A 15,315-nucleotide genomic window follows, 5' to 3' on the forward strand; every position below is an offset into this window, starting at 1 on the left:
AATGTCTCAGGCCGCCATCGCAGGAGAGACATCCGCGTGGTTTCGCCGGTCCGGTGCCTCGGCATCGCGGACCGGCGGCATCAGATGTCGAGATCGACCGGCAGCGCGTCGGGGCTGACGCCGCTCAGCTGCAGACCCGACTGGAACCACTCGCGCATCTGGCCGATACCGCGATTGTAGTCGACCCAGGTCGACAGGAAGTCGTGCCAGCGCTGGTCCGTCTCGCGCCGGATGCCCATGCAGCTGGCAATGGCAAGTTTGGGCTTGTCGAGGATGCGGTAGGTCCCGAGATTCGGGTTCTTGGCAACGGCCGTGAGGCCGAGGATCAGCGCGATCACGGTGCCGTCGGCACGGCCCGAGGCGATCTCGAGCATGACCTCGTCGCGCGTCTTGAGCGTCTTGATCTGCGCCTTGGGGGCGAAGCGCCGGGCCGCCGTCTCGTTGGCCGACCCCGCATCCACGGCAAGCCGCAGATCGGGGTTGTTGATCTCGCCCCAGGTCTTCAGATCGAGGCCCTTGCGCAGGATCGCACCGAACGGATGGTTGAAGACCGGGCGGGTGAAATCGATCACCAGCGCGCGCTGCGGCGTGGCCGACAAGGCGAAGGCGATGTCGATCTTGCCCGACTGCAGCTCAAGAACGGAATTGCCGTAGGTGGATTCGGTGAATTCAAGCTTGGCGTCGAGCGTCTTGGCGATGTCCTTGGCCATCTCGATGGCAAAGCCGGACCATTCGCCGGTCGAGAGGTTCTTCTGGAAATAGGGCAGCTCGCCCGGCAGCACAGCGATCCGGACCACCTTGCTGGAGCGGACCCGCTCAAAGGTCGAATCCGTGGCGACTTGGGCTTTCGCCGGCGCCGCCGCCGCAAGGGAGGCGAGGGTGCCGAAGCCGAGCGCCAAGCCGAGTGCCTCGCGCCGATTCTGTCCCTCCGTAGCGGTGTCCCGCATCTCCTGATCTGGCGTTACGTCACTCATGTCGCCCTCCTGCCTGGCTCGCGGATCCCCATTCGCGGGCGGACCCTCTGACGGCGTCGATTGTGACCACAGGGCGACACTCATTTCCAATTCCGGATTCCGAGGTCGCTATAAACTCTGCTAATAGTTCGGTCCCATGAAGTTCAATCAGCTCGAAGTCTTCTGCACCCTGATGACCGCCGGGACCATGACCCGGACATCGGAACTGCTCGGCATCACCCAGCCGGCCGTCAGCGTCGCGATTGCCGGCCTCGAACGCGATCTGGGTTTTGCCCTGTTCCACCGGCGCGGAGGCCGGCTGGTGCCGAAGGAGGAGGCCCGCAACCTCTTCACCTATGCGATCCGGTCGCTGGAGGCGATGAGCCAGACGCGGCTGGCGGCCGACCAGATTCGCCAAGGCCGCCTCGGCACGCTGGCCATCGCGGCCTATCCAAGCATCTCGGTGGCGTTCGTTCCGAGCCTCCTGACACAGTTCCGTCGCGACCATCCGGACATCGAGATTCGGCTGGTCACCCGCAGTTCGCATGTCATCCGGGATTTCGCTTCGGCCAGGCAATTCGACATCACGATCAGCGAATTGCCGGTGTCCCACTCCGAAATGGCGATCGAGCCGGTCGCGCTCGAATGCCTGTGCATGATGCCGCTGGGCCATCCGCTGGCATCCCGGGAAACGATCACGCCGCACGATCTCGATGGCGTTCCGTTCGTCTCTATCCTGCGCGACCACATGACCTTTCCGCAGATCGCCGCCGCCTTCCAGACCGCCAACGCCCAGCGACGCGTGGTGGCCGAGGTGCAGTATTTCATGTCGGCCGCCGCGCTGATCGCCGACGGCAACTGCGTCGGCATTATCGATCCGATCACGGCCGGCACTTACGCGGGCCGGGCGGTATTCCGCCGCTTCGTGCCGGCCATCCGCTACGAATTCGGCCTGATCACCTCCAGCGAAGGGGAGTTGTCGATCCCGGCCCGCAACTTCCTGCGCCTGCTCAGGGCCGGACTTGAGGCGGTGCAGAGCGGCGCCCGGACCCTGTCTCGGCAGGACGCTGCGGCCATAGGCGCCTGATCAGGCGGTTCGAGTCGCATGCCCATGCACAATCGACCGGCGCCAGACTTGCAGCCGACGATCGGCGTCGGGCCGGCGTGACGCCGATCGTCCACGGCGGCGCGTCGCCCCCCGATACCGTTCCGGCCCGCCCGGAGCCGAACATGATGATCCTCAGCGCGTCACGGTCCATCTGCGTTCCAGCACCCGCAGGCCGCGGGTCAGAACGAGGATGATCGCGAGATAGATCAGGCCCGCCACCAGGAAAACTTCATAGGGTGCGTAGGTTCGCGCCACTTCCAGCCGTGCCATTCCGGTCAGGTCGAGAATCGTGATCGTGCTGGCGAGCGAAGTCGCCTTGATCGTCAGCACGATCTCGTTGCTGTAGGCGGGAAGCGCAGAGCGGATCGCCAGCGGCAAGACAACGGTCCGCATGGTCGAATACCAGCTGAGACCGAGGGCGCGGGCGGCTTCGACCAGACCGGACGGCACGTTGCGCATGGCGCCGGCGAACAGCTCGCCGCTATAGGCCGCGCCGTTGAGCCCCAATGCGATGATCAGACACCAGAAGGGATCGCGCAGGACCGTCCAGGCGAAGGAAGTCCGGACCCAGACGAACTGGCCGGCGCCATAGTAGACGAGAAAGACCTGGATCAGCGCCGGCGTGCCCCGAAAGAACAGGATATAGGCCTGTGCCGGAACGTTCAGGAGCGGCGTCCGTGCGTTGCGCGCGAAGGCGAGCGGGACGGCGATCACGAGTGCGAGCAGAAGGATCAGAAGCGAAAGGCGGCCGGTCATGCCGACGCCCTGCCAGAGCTTCGGCAGCACTTCGACCATCAGGCTGAAGTCGAGCATCTCAGCGCCTCTCGAAACCGAGGTTGGCCCGGCGCTCCGCATACCGGAGCAGGATTGTCGAGAGACCCGTCATGACGAGATAGAGGCACGCCGCAGCGAGGTACCACTTGAACGGCTCGCGCGTGGCCCCGGCGGCCATCGATGCCGAGCGCATCAATTCCTCCAGGCCGACGACCGAAATCAGCGATGTCTGCTTGAGCAGGATGATCGATTGATTGCCGAAGGCCGGCAACGCGACCCGCCACGCCTGCGGCAGAACGATCCGCAGGAAGAGGATGGGAGCCGGCAGGCTGAGGGCGCGCGCCGCTTCGATCTGTCCGATCGGGACGGCCAGGATGGCACCGCGGAAGATCTCGGTTGCGTAGGCTCCGAAGACGAAGGCGAGCGACGCGACCCCGGCAGCGAACTCGCTCACCTCCACGGTGCGGCCGAACAGCCGGGTCAGGGCGATGGTGCCGCCGAAGAACACGATCAGGATGATGATCAGATCGGGCGTTCCCCGGACCACGATCGTATAGGCCTCCGCGACGGTGCGCAGCGGACGCGACGTCGAGAGCTTCGCCATCGCGCCCAAGAGGCCGAAGGCCGCGCCGAAGAGGATCGCGGATAGCGCGACGCCCAGCGTGATCAGCGCGCCAAACATCAGCTGCGGCAGATAACCCATCGGTGCGGCCGTGCCTTGCTGGAAGGAGGGACGGGTCGGCCTCAGGCCGCATCCCGCTTTTCGAGACGGCGGAACTGCTCGACGACCGGGCTGTCCGGCCAGGCCAGGACACGGTCGCGATAGGTCCGCTCGCGGCCGTAGACGATCCAGGCATCGTCCGGGCTGCCGATGACCTCGTCGATCCGGAAGAGATCCGGATGCTGGCTGGCATATTCGAGATAGACGAGGCCGGAGTCGTACTCCCCGGACAATAGCTTCTCGTAGATGAACGGGATCGAGCTTTCGTGGAACCGATGCGTCCAGCGCGACAGATCGGCGTAGCTTTCGGTCGCGGGCCGCAACAATCCGATGGATGTCGGGGTCTCGACCGACTTCCGGGTCAGGATCGCCAATTCCTTGCTGGGCGAAATGAAGGTGTCGACCACGAACATGGATTTGAAGTGCGCTCCCATTGTTTTCGGAGTATCCGGATGCACCGCGCACTGGATGATGTAGTCGATCCGCCCGTTCAAAAGACCGTCTGCCGCCACAGAAAAGTCGTCGACAAAGACGATCCGGGCACCGACAATGCGATGAAAATCGATATATCGCTTCGTTACCAACTCATGATTGGTTCCGCTCGGGCCGAGCGTTGCGAAAGTGATCACTGAGCATCTCCCCATCTTTTTGAGGAAAGGAGAGCCGGAAGGTCCCGGCTCTCCGCATCCTTATTCGCCCATCAGCTTGAAGGGGAAGTACTTCTTGGAAATGGTCTCGTAGGTACCATCGGCGATGATCTCGGCGAGTGCCTTGTTCACCCGGTCGCGCAGGTCGGTATCCTCCTTGCGCATGGCAATGCCGTTGCCTTCGCCGAGGAGGCCGCCCTTCAGATCCGGGCCGACATACTCGTAATCGGCGCCCTCGGGCTTCTTGAAGAAACCGGAATAGCTCGTCAGCTTGTTCTGAAGCATGAGATCGATACGGTCGGCCAGGAGATCAAGCTCGACATCGGTCGTCTTGTCGTAGACGACGATCTCCGATTTCGGGTAGGTCTTGATCAGGAAGTCGTGCTGGATCGATCCACGCTGCACGCCGATCCGCTTGCCGGCCAGGCCGTCCGGCGAGGCATCCTTGATGGCGCCTTTGCGTGCGACGAACTGGGAGATGGTTTCCTTGTACCGGTTGGAAAAGGCAACCTGCTCCTTCCGTTTCGCAGTAATTCCCATACTGGCGACGATGAGATCGTATTTCTTGGCGTTCAGCCCCGGAATGATCCCGTCCCAGTCCTGCGCGATAAATTCGCACTGCACCTTCATGCGGTCGCAGATCGCGTTGCCGATATCGATATCCCAGCCGACCAGCTTGCCGGACGTCTCCCGGTAGTTCCACGGCGGGTAGGTTCCTTCGGTTGCAAGCTTCAGGCGTTCCTGAGCAGAAACCGCCGTCATCATGAATATCATGATCATGGCCGCCAGAGAGGCGGCGATCGACATGCCGTGACGAGTATTTCGCATCGATCTCTCCTTGCCCTCGCATGAGAACAATTCGGAGCGGGCCGCGAAATTGCTTTCGCTATGCTCCGGATTCCGAAAACTGGAGACCAGGGTGCTGGACGCCATGGCGCGGCGTCAACATGGGAAGATAAATTTTCATGGCATGAAGAATTTGTCTCGGCCGCCAGCCTGCTGCGGGCTTTCCTGGTCGCCTGCCCATCGCCTGCAGGACCGAGCGGAAGCGGGAGCACGGTCCGATCTGAGCGACCCGCCCTGATCGGAGAAAGGGCGTGCGCAGCCCATGATGGAACGCGCATCGTCCGATCCTTTCAGATCGGATGATATTCTAGGCGCGCAGATTGATCACGACCGACAGCAGGTTGACCGGACCTTTGAGGATTTCCTCGGCCCCGTGCACTGCGTTGGCATCGAACAGAAGAGAGTCCCCGGCCCCCACGTCGAGCATGCGGTCGGCATAGCGGAACTTCATCGACCCGGACAGAATATACATGAACTCTATGCCGGTATGCTGGAAGCTTGCACTGCCGGAACCGGTCTTTTCGATCTTCACGAAATAGGGTTCGACATAGATTTCGCCTGACAGAAGATGGCCCAGAAGTTCGTAGGAATGGCCCGATTTCGATCCGCGCCGATCGACAATCAAGCCCTGTCCTGCCCGTACGAAAGAGCAGTCGCGCCGGTTGTCATAGCTCGCGAAGAGGCGCGCGACCGGCACCTCCAGAGCTCGCGCGATCGAAGCGATCGACATGAAGGAGGGGTGTGCCGTCCCGCGCTCGATCTTCGACAGCATGCCGTTGGACAGGCCCGCCCGGGCCGCCAGTTCGACCGTCGTCAACCCGGCCGCCCGTCGCAGGGAGCGGATTTGCTCGCCGACCGAGCTGGCGAGCGCGTGCGCCTCGTTGGTCTTGGTACGTCCGGGATCCTCCGGCCCGCGCTCCGGTCCGGGATGCACGGTCGGCGCGCGCATGGTCGGCCGATGACGGGTCATCATCCCCAATGTGCCGCGACTGATGCGCTTCTTTTCCATGACGTCCGTCTGTTCGATCGGCACCGGCTCCCGGAACCCGCCTCATGCGGACGCGCATGCCGCAGGCCGCCGTCAAGCGCCGGCCGGCCCCTTGTCGGCCAGCGGTATCCGGGCCTGAAGCCATCGGTGCGCCAGCCCCGCCGGTTCGTCAAGCCGGCGGCCACGGCGGAACGGCAGGGACGCCATGCGGCAATCAGGCCGGCCAGGCCGCGGCGGCGTCGAGCGGATAGATCGGACGGCGGACGCGGCGGTAGGGGAGCTTGGTCAGGTCGGGCGAACACAGGCCGCCGCCGTCGCAGACGATCACGCGGCCGGCGATCGGTTCGAAGGCGGCGCGGAAATGCTGCATCGACTTGACCGCGAGCACGCGCTTGTCTTCGGGCACGATGCCGAAGGCGCGGAACTGTCCGAGATCGAGCATCTGCGCCGCGTTCGAAATGACCAGCAGGTCGAGACCGCCGACGCGCAGCACAGCGGTCGGCCCGAAGCTGCCTTCGAGCCCGCCGATCATCAGCCCCTCGCCGACATAGCGGCCATCCGAGAGGTGGCGCAGTTCGCCCTCCAGCACCAGCGGGCCGCCACCGATGCGCGGATCAGTCTTGCCGCCGAGCGCGACGCGCACCTGCGATCCGACCGGATGGCGCGCCAGTTCGGCGACGGCCTCCGCATCGACAAGCCCGCCAAGCGCGGCATCCTCCACGCCGGCGGCGAGCAGCGCGGCGAGCAGCGTGGTGCTGTCGCCATAGGCGCCGCCGCCGGGATTGTCGGCATAGTCGGCGATCACCAGCGGGCCGCTGGCGGCATCGAAGTCGCGCGCCTCGGCGGCCGCGGCCTCGACGGTCAGGAAGACGTTCGGGCTTTCGTGGCGCCGGTCCCACATGTCGCGGGCGAGGCCGTGTGCGAAGGCGCGATGGCGGGCAAGATCGCCCTGGCAGGTGACCAGCACGGTCGGCCCGGTCTCGGCGATGTCGGCATTGCCGAAGCCGCCGTCGACCGAGACGGCGAACACGTCCGGCTCCTGCTCGTAGGCGATCGCGGCGGCGATGCGGGCGACCATCGGCCCGATATCGGTGCGCCCGCCGGTCACCTCCTCCAGCATCGGCGGTGCCTCGCGCAGGGTTATGGGCGCGATCTCGCCCGCCATCGTCCGGCGCAGGATCTCGGCCGCCTGGACGGCGCGCTCGCGCATGTCGACATGCGGATAGGTCTTGTAGGCGACGATGATCTGCGCGTGGCGCACCATCGCGGCGGTGACGTTGGCATGCGGATCGAGCGTCAGACCGATCGGCAGGTCCGGACCGACGATGGCGCGGATGCGGGCGAGCAGTTCGCCCTCGCCATCCTCCAGATGCTCGGCGACCATCGCGCCGTGCAGCCCGAGCAGGATGCCGTCGAGCCGGTCGCGCTCGGCCCGGACGGTGTCGACGATCAGCCCCGCGATGGTCTCGTAGGCCTCGCGGGCGACCGGTCCCGACGGCGTGGCGCCGGTGCTGATCGGGTGGACGACCTGCCAGCTCTCGCGTCGGGCGACATCGAGGAAGCCGGCGAGCGGCGTGTTGGCGTCGCCGCGCGCCTCGATCGCCGCGTCGCCGGTGAACCAGTAGCGCTGACGGAAGGAGTCGAGCGTCGCGCCGATGCGGCTGAAGGTGTTGCTCTCGTGCTGGAATTCCGCGGTGAGAATGGTGCGCGTCATGAACCGGCTCCGGCGCGATCGAGGGGGTGATGGCAGGCGACCGGATGGGCCGTGCCGTCGAGTTGCGGCCGGACGCGCCGGCAGGTCTCGTCGGCCAGCGGGCAGCGCGGCGCGTAGACGCAGCCGGGCGGCAGGTCGAAGGCCGACGGGATCTCACCGGTGGCGCGCGCCAGCGTCTGGCGCCGGGTCGGATCGGGCACGAAGGCCGAATCGAGCAGCGCGCGGGTGTAGGGATGGCGGATCGGCGCATCCGGCGAAGGCAGGATCTCGACCACGGCGCCCAGATACATGACGACGATGCGGTCGCAGAAATAGCGCACCAGCGCGAGGTCGTGGGAAATGAACAGATAGGTGAGGTCGAGCCGCGCCTTCAGGGCCTCCAGCAGGGCGACGATCTGCGCCTGGATCGACACGTCGAGCGAGGCGGTCGGCTCGTCGAGCACGACGAGGCGCGGCTCCAGCGCCAAGGCGCGCGCGATGCCGACGCGCTGCTTCTGGCCGCCGGAGAGATGGTGCGGATGGTTGCGCGCCAGCGACGGATCGAGCCCGACCATGCCGAGCAGCGCCTCGGCCTTGGCGGCGCGCGCGGCGCCCGCCAACCGGATGCCCTGCACGACGAAGGGTTCCAGGACCGCATCGCCGATGGTCATGCGCGGATCGATCGAGGAATAGGGATCCTGGAAGACCATCTGCATGCGCGCGCGCAGCTGCCGCAGCCGCGCCCGCTTGCGCGTCGCCAGGTCCTCGCCTTCGAACGAGACCCGGCCGTTGGTCGGGCGGATCAGGCCGAGCGCCAGCCGCGCCAGGGTCGACTTGCCGCAACCGGATTCACCGACCACGCCGGTGACCTGGCCGGCCGGCACGTCGAGGGTGACGGCGTTCACAGCGCGCAGCACGCGGCGCCGGGCGAACCAGCCGCCGGGCGTGGTGAAATCGCGGATCACGTCCTCGAAGCGCAGGATCGGCCCGTCGGTCATGCGCTCCTCCCGAGCGGGTGGAAGCAGGCGACGCGCGACGCGCCGATCATCGCGGGGATTGGCGCCTCGGCCCGGCAGCGCGCCGAGACGGCCGGGCAGCGCGGCGCGAAGCGGCAATGCGCCGGATAGTCGGTCAGACCCGGCACCTGGCCCGGAATGCCGATCAGCGTGCCCCGGGCCTGGCCCTCGACCGGGATGCAGCCGATCAGCGCCCGCGTATAGGGGTGGTACGGCGCGGCGAAGATCGTCTCGACCGGTCCGGCCTCGGCGATGCGGCCGGCATAGAGCACCACCACCCGGTCGCAGGCCTGTGCGACCACGCCCATGTCGTGCGTGATCAGCACCAGCGCCAAGCCGCGCGCCTTCACCAGATCGACCATCAGGCGGACGATCTGCGCCTGCACGGTCACGTCGAGGGCGGTGGTCGGCTCGTCGGCGACCAGCAGATCGGGATCGCCGGCCAGCGCCATGGCGATAACGATGCGCTGCTTCATGCCGCCGGACAGTTGGTGCGGATATTGTCCGTGGACGACGGCGGCGCGCGGGATGCGCATCGCCTCCATCAGGTCGAGGCTGCGCGCCTTCGCGGCCCGTCCGTCGAGCCCGCCATGCAGGCGCGAAACCTCGTCGATCTGGGTGCCAATGGTGCGGATCGGATCGAGCGAGGTCATCGGGTTCTGCGTCACCAGCGCGATGCGCCGGCCGCGCAGGCGGCGGTGCAACTCCGGCGGCCGGTTGGCCAGTTCGACGCCGTCGAAAACGATCGAGCCGGCCCGGACCTCGCCGCGGATCAGCGGCAGGAGGCCCATCAGCGCCATGGCGGTCAGCGACTTGCCCGAGCCGCTCTCCCCGACCAGCCCGAGCACGGCGCCCCGGTCGAGCGAGAAACCGATCTCCTGCACCGGCGTGAAGCGGCCGATGCCGATGGTGAGCCCTTCGACCTCCAGCAGCGCCATCTCAGCTTTCCCTCAGCCGATTGCGGATCTGCAGGGCGTCGATCAGCGCGTCGCCGTAGAGATTGATCGCCACCACGGTGATCGCGATGGCGAGGCCCGGGAAGACGATGACCCAGGGCGCCAGGAACATCTGGCCGACGCCCGCGCTCATCATCGCGCCCCAGCTCGGCAGCGGCGGCTGGGCGCCGAGACCGAAATAGCCGAGCGTCGCCTCCAGCACGATCGCATCACCGGTCGCCAGCATGCCGGCGACCAAGACAGGCGTCAGGGCATTCGGGACCAGGTGGCTGAGCAGGATATGGGCATGGCCGGCGCCAAGCCCGACGGTCGCCTCGACATAGGTCTCGCCCTTCAGGGCGATGATCTGCGCCCGCGCCAGCCGGGCGAACTGCGCCATGTAGCCGACCGTGATCGCCACCGCGGTCGAGCCGAGTCCGGGCCCGAGGATGGCAATCAGCACCAGCGCGATCAGGATTTCCGGAAAGGCCCAGGTGAGATCGACCACCGCCATCAGGAGCCGGTCGGCCCAGCCGCCCGCATAGCCGGCGATCGCCCCGAAGACGAGGCCGAGCGCCACCGAGGCGCCGATCGACGTGACCGCAACGCCGAGCGAGATGCGCGCGCCGTGCAGGATGCGGGAGAAGAGATCGCGGCCGAATTCGTCGGTGCCGAGCAGATGCGCGGACGAGGGTGGCAGGTTCGCCTGCATCAGGGACTGCACGTCATAGGCATAGGGCGCCAGACGGTCGGCGAAGATCGCGGCAACGACGACGCCGACGAGAACGATCGCCGCGGGCGCGCCCCGGGCGGTCCGGGCGGCGGAGAGAAGGGCCGTGCCGATCGCCATCTCAGCTCATCCTGTCGCGCACGCGCGGATCCATCGCCGCCTGGGCGAGATCGCCGACCAGCGTGCCGAGCATCACGCCCATGCCGAGCATCAGGAGACAGCCCTGCACGACCGGATAGTCGCGCTGGCCGAGCGAGGTGATCAGGAGCGACCCGAGGCCCGGCCGGGCGAAGACATATTCGACCGTCACCGCGCCGCCGAGGATCCAGCCGACCTTGAGGCCGAGGATCGTGACCACCGGCATCAGCGCGTGGCGGACCAGGTGGCGGAAGAAGATGCGCCGCCGGGTCAGGCCCTTGGCGTGCAGCAGGGTGACGAAGTCCTGCTGCGCCACCTCGACGAAGGCGGCGCGCGTGACCCGGGCGATCAGCGCGACGCCGCCGATGCCGACGGTCAGGACCGGCAGCACCAGGGCGTCCCAGCTGCGCGCGCCGGAGACCGGAAACAGCCCGAGCTCGACGGCGAAGATCAGGATCATCAGGAGGCCGAGCCAGAAGCTCGGCAGCATCGATCCCATCAGGATGCCGGCCATGACGATGCGGTCGAACCACGATCCCGCAAAATAGGCCGCCGCCGCCCCGACCGAGACGCCGACCACGGTCGAGAAGACCAGGGCGGAGAGCCCGAGCGCGAGGCTGTAGGGCAGATTGGCGAGGATCAGGTCGAGCACCGGCTGCTTCAGGATGATTGCGTCGCCGAGATCGCCGGTCAGTGCCGCCTTCAGCCAGAGCGCGTATTGGACGACCAGCGGCCGGTCGAGCCCGAACTTGGCGGCCAGTTCCTGGCGCCGCTCGGCCGACGCCCCGATCTGCAGCATGTGGTCGATCGGGTCGCCGGGCACGAGGTGGACGATCAGGAAGACGATCGCCGACATGGCCAGGAAGACCGGGAGGAGCATGACCATACGTCTGACGAAATAGCCGAGCATCCCGAACCTTCCCGTTCGCCGGCGCCCCGACGCCTCATTTGGAGAGACGGCTCAGTTGGAGACCTGGGCGTCGAGGATCGTCTGGCTGGTCAGCCGCGTGCCGCGGATGGTCTCCGGCAGCTTCAGGCGACGGGTCGAATAGGCGAAGACGTTGGCCGGCTCGTAGATCGGCGCGAAGGCATATTGCGAGAGGATATACTCGTGATAGGCCTTGAAGTTGGCCACACGCTCGTCCCAGGTGCGCGACTTGGTCATGGCGGTCACGTTCAGCTCTTCCGCCTTCGGATCGTCGAGCATCGACACGTTCGGATAGCCGGCGCGGCGGGCGGCGAAGAACCAGTCGATGATATCGGCATTGGTCCAGGAATAGGAGCGGACGGCGAGCTGGTGCTCGGTCTTCTTCTTGTACTGGGCGTTGATCGTCGAGGCGTCGAAGATGGTGATGTCGGCGGCGAAGCCGACCGCCTTCAGCTGCGACTGCACGACCTCGACCAGCCGCTTGAACTCCGTGCCGTTGGAGGTCCACAGCTTGACCTGCAGCCGGGCGCCGTCCTTGGCGCGGATGCCGTCCGGCCCGACCTTCCAGCCGGCCTCTTCGAGCAGCTTCTTGGAGCGCTCGGGATCGTAGGAGATCTGATATTTCGGATCGATCTTGGCCTCCTGCAGGCTGGAGATCAGGAAGCCGTTGGCGGTGTTGCCGACACCGCCATAGAGCGACTGCCAGATGCTCTTCTGGTCGATCGCATAGGCGGCGGCCGCGCGCACCTTGATGTCGGTGAAGGGCGCCGACTGGGTGTTGATCGGCATATAGACGATCTCGGTGCCCGGGATGGTCATCACCTTGACGGACTTCTCCGCCTTCAGGCGCGGCATGAAGTCGACCGGCACGGTATAGAGCAGATCGACGCCGCCGGTCTGCAATTCGAGGAAGGCGGTGGAATCCTCGGGGATCTCGCGCACGGTGATCTTCTTGATCTTGGCCGGGCCGCGGTTGACCGAAAGATCGGAACCCCAGGTGAAGTCGTCGTTGCGCACCAGAACGGTCTGCTGGCCGACGGTGAACTTCTCCATCTTGAACGGCCCGGTGCCGACCGCCGCCGTCACGCCATACTTGTCGCCGAGCGCGTCATAGGCCTTGGGCGAGGGAATGCCCATGAAGGACGAGGCGAGGTTGAAGAGCAGGTTCGGGTCCGGCGCCTTCATGTGGAAGCGCACGGTCAGGTCGTCGACGACCTCGACCCGGTCGACCTTGGCGACCGTGTCGGCATTCTCGGTGCCGGCGAATTTCGGCACCCACCACGCGATCACCTTGGCGTTGAAGGGCTCGCCGTCGTGGAACTTCACGCCGGGGCGCAGCTTGAAGGTCCACTGCATCCCGTCCGGGGTCTGGTCCCAGGACGCGGCCAGCGAGGGATGGAAGCTCTGGTCGGCATCCTGCAGCACCAGCCGGTCGTAGATCAGCGAATTGGCGCTGTTCAGCCGGGTGGCGGTGATCGGGTTGTAGCTCGGCGTGCCAACCTCGCGGGCGGTGATGGCGAAGGTCACCTCCTGTGCCGGCGCCGACACGACCGCGCCGAGGAGCGCGGCGGCGGAGAGGACAGTCACTCGGAACGGCAACGTCATGGCGGGCACTCCTCCTGAAACCAGGCGTGGATGGTGAGCGGGCGATGTCACGATTTCGGACCGGACGGATCCCCGGTGTGACCGGTGAACCGTGCATAGAGCTCGGAGACCTTGGTCATGCGCGCCTCGACGGCGGGGCCGATCTCGATCGACACGGCGTTCATGAACAGGTTGACGAGGCTTGCCATCTGGGCGGTCGAATCCCAGAACAGATTGAACTCCGTCGGAACGGCCAGCAGTTCGGAGACGAGGCCGCGCCCCCAGTCACAGAAAGCGTCGGTGACCAGGGTCACGGGCACGCCGATCGCGGTCGCCTCGCGGGCGACGACGCGGGCAAGTCGCGAGTATCGACGAGCCTCGAACAGGACGAGAGCGGTGTTCTCGACATCGGTCGCGAAAAGCTCGGCGAAATGACCGCCTTCCAGGTCCAGCAACTGCACACCGTCGCGCAGATACTGAAGCTGGTAGGCGAACATCTGCGCCATGGCGCGTTCGGTCTGGAAGCCGCAGACGAAGACGCGGCGCGCCGTGGTCAGCCGTTGAACGACCCTGCGGAATTCCGGGCTCTGGGCGATCTCGTAGACGGCGACGAGGCCGGCAATCTCCAGTTCCAGCGACCGGCCGAGCGGGTTCTCGGCCTCGCGCGCCTGGGCCTGGAAATCACGCAGCCGATCGGCGATCAGCCAGGGCCGGTCGCCGAATTCCTGACCGAGCTGCTGCTTCAGATCCTTCAGGTTGTCGTAGCCGATCGACCGGCAGAAGCGGCCGACGGTCGCCTCGCTGACCTCGACCTTCTCGGCCAGCGTCGCTGCCGTCTCGAAAGGGATGGTCTCGGGGCGGGCCAGGATATAGGCGGCAAGCGCGCGGTCGGCCTTCGTCCCGTCGACGAGACATGCCTCCAACCGCTGCCGCATCGGACCGTCCATGGGGCCTCTCCTGGCGGGGGTCCCGCCTTCTGGATCGAAACTCTGTCCGTTTTCTTGCAATAGGTCAATATGCGAAAACTTTCTTGCAGTTTCGGTCGCCCCGGCGTATTCGCCGAAGAGTGACGTGCCCCGCCGGCGGCGGAACGGCACCTGGCAGGCCAAGGGTCGAACGATGGCAACGGCTGATTTCCTGGTCATCGGGGCCGGCATTTCCGGCGCGGCGGCGGCCCATGCCCTGGCGGCGCACGGGTCGGTCCTGCTGCTCGAAGCCGAAAGCCTGCCCGGGCATCACGCGACCGGCCGCTCGGCGGCGCTCTACACGCCGAATTTCGGCACCCCGCTGGTCTGCCGCATCAACGCGGCCGGGCGCGCCTTCTTCGAGACCCCGCCGGACGGCTTTGCCACCGCACCGCTGCTCCGCCGCCGCGGCGGCCTGACCCTGGCGAAGCCCGGCGAGGAGGCGCGCCTCGCCGAAGTGCTGGCCGCCGCGACGCCGCGCGATCCGATCGAGCGGATCGGGGCCGCCGAGGCGGCGCGGCTGGCGCCGGTGATGCGCGCGGACCTGATCGGCGCGGCCGCCTATGAGCCGGGCGTCGCCGACATGGACGTGGCGACGATCCACCAGGGTTTTCTCCGGGGGCTGCGCCGCCGCGGCGGGCGCCTGCTCTGCAACGCGCCCGTGACCGCGCTCGTCCGCGAGAACGGCGTCTGGACCGTGACCGCCGGAGCCGAGACCCATCAGGCGCCGTTCGTGGTCAATGCCGCCGGCGCCTGGGGCGACGTGATCGGCCGGATGGCGGGCGCCGCACCGCAGAGCCTGCAGCCGAAGCGGCGCACCGCGATCGTGGTCGCCCCCCCGGCCGGACTCGTCGTCGCCACCATGCCGCTGGTCGAGTTCGTCGGCCACAGCCCCTATCTGAAGCCCGACGGCGGGCGCCTGATGGCCTCGCTTGCCGACGAGACGCCCGTCCCGCCGCAGGACGCGCAGCCGGACGACATGGACGTGGCGGTGCTGGCCGACTGGCTGGAGCGGCACACGCATCTCGCCATCCGCACGCCGCCGCGCGCCTGGGCGGGTCTGCGCAGTTTCGTGCCCGACCTCAACCCCGTCGCCGGTTTCGATCCGGAGCGCGCCGGCTTCTTCTGGCTGATCGGACAGGGCGGCTTCGGCATCATGATGGCGCCGACCCTGGCGCGGATCACCGCCGAACTGATCACGACCGGCGCCTTGGCCGACGACCTCGTCGCCCTCGGCATCCGCGCCGAGGATCTGGCGTCGCGGTCGCGCTGACGGCCGACCTGCGAGG

The 15,315-nt window shown here is 66.9% G+C and carries 15 protein-coding genes; 2 read left to right on the top strand and 13 right to left on the bottom strand.

Features of this window, described 5'->3' with window-relative positions:
- Positions 1-80: 80 nt before the first annotated feature.
- The gene (locus tag KL771_RS10490) at positions 81-974 is read right to left on the bottom strand and encodes a transporter substrate-binding domain-containing protein (protein WP_261968483.1); all 894 of its coding nucleotides are present in this window, start codon (positions 972-974) and stop codon (positions 81-83) included.
- A 136-nt stretch (positions 975-1,110) separates the two neighbouring features.
- Between KL771_RS10490 and KL771_RS10495 the strand changes: the two genes are divergently transcribed.
- Positions 1,111-2,040 (top strand): LysR family transcriptional regulator, encoded by a 930-nt coding sequence (locus KL771_RS10495; RefSeq protein WP_261968484.1) that lies wholly within the window; start codon positions 1,111-1,113, stop codon positions 2,038-2,040.
- A gap of 153 nt (positions 2,041-2,193) precedes the next feature.
- Here KL771_RS10495 and KL771_RS10500 read toward each other — a convergent pair whose 3' ends face one another.
- The 12 genes from KL771_RS10500 to KL771_RS10555 form a co-directional block, all read right to left on the bottom strand.
- A complete protein-coding gene (locus tag KL771_RS10500) occupies positions 2,194-2,874 on the bottom strand; it encodes an ABC transporter permease (protein WP_261968485.1) in 681 nt (226 codons plus the stop codon).
- A gap of 1 nt (position 2,875) precedes the next feature.
- Positions 2,876-3,538, bottom strand: a complete 663-nt coding sequence (locus tag KL771_RS10505) for an ABC transporter permease (protein ID WP_261968486.1) — start codon at positions 3,536-3,538, stop codon at positions 2,876-2,878.
- 41 nt (positions 3,539-3,579) lie between these two features.
- On the bottom strand, positions 3,580-4,185 hold the full coding sequence (locus tag KL771_RS10510) for a hypothetical protein (protein ID WP_261968487.1): 606 nt from the start codon (positions 4,183-4,185) through the stop codon (positions 3,580-3,582).
- Positions 4,186-4,245: 60 nt separating this feature from the next.
- A complete protein-coding gene (locus tag KL771_RS10515) occupies positions 4,246-5,031 on the bottom strand; it encodes a transporter substrate-binding domain-containing protein (RefSeq protein ID WP_261968488.1) in 786 nt (261 codons plus the stop codon).
- A 325-nt stretch (positions 5,032-5,356) separates the two neighbouring features.
- A complete protein-coding gene (locus KL771_RS10520) occupies positions 5,357-6,058 on the bottom strand; it encodes a helix-turn-helix domain-containing protein (protein ID WP_261968489.1) in 702 nt (233 codons plus the stop codon).
- 193 nt (positions 6,059-6,251) lie between these two features.
- The gene (locus KL771_RS10525) at positions 6,252-7,751 is read right to left on the bottom strand and encodes a M81 family metallopeptidase (protein ID WP_261968490.1); all 1,500 of its coding nucleotides are present in this window, start codon (positions 7,749-7,751) and stop codon (positions 6,252-6,254) included.
- Entirely contained in the window at positions 7,748-8,728 is a 981-nt protein-coding gene (locus KL771_RS10530; RefSeq protein ID WP_261968491.1) for an oligopeptide/dipeptide ABC transporter ATP-binding protein, read from the bottom strand. The genes KL771_RS10525 and KL771_RS10530 overlap by 4 nt, the downstream gene beginning before the upstream one ends.
- Positions 8,725-9,684 carry an ABC transporter ATP-binding protein gene (locus KL771_RS10535; RefSeq protein ID WP_261968492.1) on the bottom strand — a complete coding sequence of 320 codons (960 nt, stop codon included), beginning with the start codon at positions 9,682-9,684 and terminating at the stop codon, positions 8,725-8,727. Before KL771_RS10535 ends, KL771_RS10530 begins: the two co-directional genes overlap by 4 nt.
- A 1-nt stretch (position 9,685) precedes the next feature.
- Positions 9,686-10,531, bottom strand: coding sequence for an ABC transporter permease (locus tag KL771_RS10540; RefSeq protein ID WP_261968493.1), 846 nt, complete (start codon positions 10,529-10,531; stop codon positions 9,686-9,688).
- 1 nt (position 10,532) lies between these two features.
- Positions 10,533-11,459, bottom strand: coding sequence for an ABC transporter permease (locus KL771_RS10545; RefSeq protein WP_261968494.1), 927 nt, complete (start codon positions 11,457-11,459; stop codon positions 10,533-10,535).
- 51 nt (positions 11,460-11,510) lie between these two features.
- Entirely contained in the window at positions 11,511-13,082 is a 1,572-nt protein-coding gene (locus KL771_RS10550) for an ABC transporter substrate-binding protein (protein WP_261968495.1), read from the bottom strand.
- 47 nt (positions 13,083-13,129) lie between these two features.
- The gene (locus KL771_RS10555) at positions 13,130-14,008 is read right to left on the bottom strand and encodes a MurR/RpiR family transcriptional regulator (protein WP_261968496.1); all 879 of its coding nucleotides are present in this window, start codon (positions 14,006-14,008) and stop codon (positions 13,130-13,132) included.
- 172 nt (positions 14,009-14,180) lie between these two features.
- Between KL771_RS10555 and KL771_RS10560 the strand changes: the two genes are divergently transcribed.
- Positions 14,181-15,299, top strand: a complete 1,119-nt coding sequence (locus KL771_RS10560; RefSeq protein ID WP_261968497.1) for an NAD(P)/FAD-dependent oxidoreductase — start codon at positions 14,181-14,183, stop codon at positions 15,297-15,299.
- Positions 15,300-15,315: the final 16 nt, after the last annotated feature.

The sequence above is a fragment of the Prosthecodimorpha staleyi genome (assembly GCF_018729455.1).
Lineage (GTDB): Bacteria > Pseudomonadota > Alphaproteobacteria > Rhizobiales > Ancalomicrobiaceae > Prosthecodimorpha > Prosthecodimorpha staleyi.

What these genes read in the sequence shown, in the direction of transcription:
- KL771_RS10515 (WP_261968488.1), bottom strand. Translation starts at nt 5,031, where the DNA reads ATGCGAAATACTCGTCACGGCATGTCGATCGCCGCCTCTCTGGCGGCC.
- KL771_RS10490 (WP_261968483.1), bottom strand. Translation starts at nt 974, where the DNA reads ATGAGTGACGTAACGCCAGATCAGGAGATGCGGGACACCGCTACGGAG.
- KL771_RS10550 (WP_261968495.1), bottom strand. Translation starts at nt 13,082, where the DNA reads ATGACGTTGCCGTTCCGAGTGACTGTCCTCTCCGCCGCCGCGCTCCTC.
- KL771_RS10560 (WP_261968497.1), top strand. Translation starts at nt 14,181, where the DNA reads ATGGCAACGGCTGATTTCCTGGTCATCGGGGCCGGCATTTCCGGCGCG.
- KL771_RS10495 (WP_261968484.1), top strand. Translation starts at nt 1,111, where the DNA reads ATGAAGTTCAATCAGCTCGAAGTCTTCTGCACCCTGATGACCGCCGGG.
- KL771_RS10540 (WP_261968493.1), bottom strand. Translation starts at nt 10,531, where the DNA reads ATGGCGATCGGCACGGCCCTTCTCTCCGCCGCCCGGACCGCCCGGGGC.
- KL771_RS10500 (WP_261968485.1), bottom strand. Translation starts at nt 2,874, where the DNA reads ATGCTCGACTTCAGCCTGATGGTCGAAGTGCTGCCGAAGCTCTGGCAG.
- KL771_RS10505 (WP_261968486.1), bottom strand. Translation starts at nt 3,538, where the DNA reads ATGGGTTATCTGCCGCAGCTGATGTTTGGCGCGCTGATCACGCTGGGC.
- KL771_RS10530 (WP_261968491.1), bottom strand. Translation starts at nt 8,728, where the DNA reads ATGACCGACGGGCCGATCCTGCGCTTCGAGGACGTGATCCGCGATTTC.
- KL771_RS10535 (WP_261968492.1), bottom strand. Translation starts at nt 9,684, where the DNA reads ATGGCGCTGCTGGAGGTCGAAGGGCTCACCATCGGCATCGGCCGCTTC.
- KL771_RS10520 (WP_261968489.1), bottom strand. Translation starts at nt 6,058, where the DNA reads ATGGAAAAGAAGCGCATCAGTCGCGGCACATTGGGGATGATGACCCGT.
- KL771_RS10525 (WP_261968490.1), bottom strand. Translation starts at nt 7,751, where the DNA reads ATGACGCGCACCATTCTCACCGCGGAATTCCAGCACGAGAGCAACACC.
- KL771_RS10545 (WP_261968494.1), bottom strand. Translation starts at nt 11,459, where the DNA reads ATGCTCGGCTATTTCGTCAGACGTATGGTCATGCTCCTCCCGGTCTTC.
- KL771_RS10555 (WP_261968496.1), bottom strand. Translation starts at nt 14,008, where the DNA reads ATGGACGGTCCGATGCGGCAGCGGTTGGAGGCATGTCTCGTCGACGGG.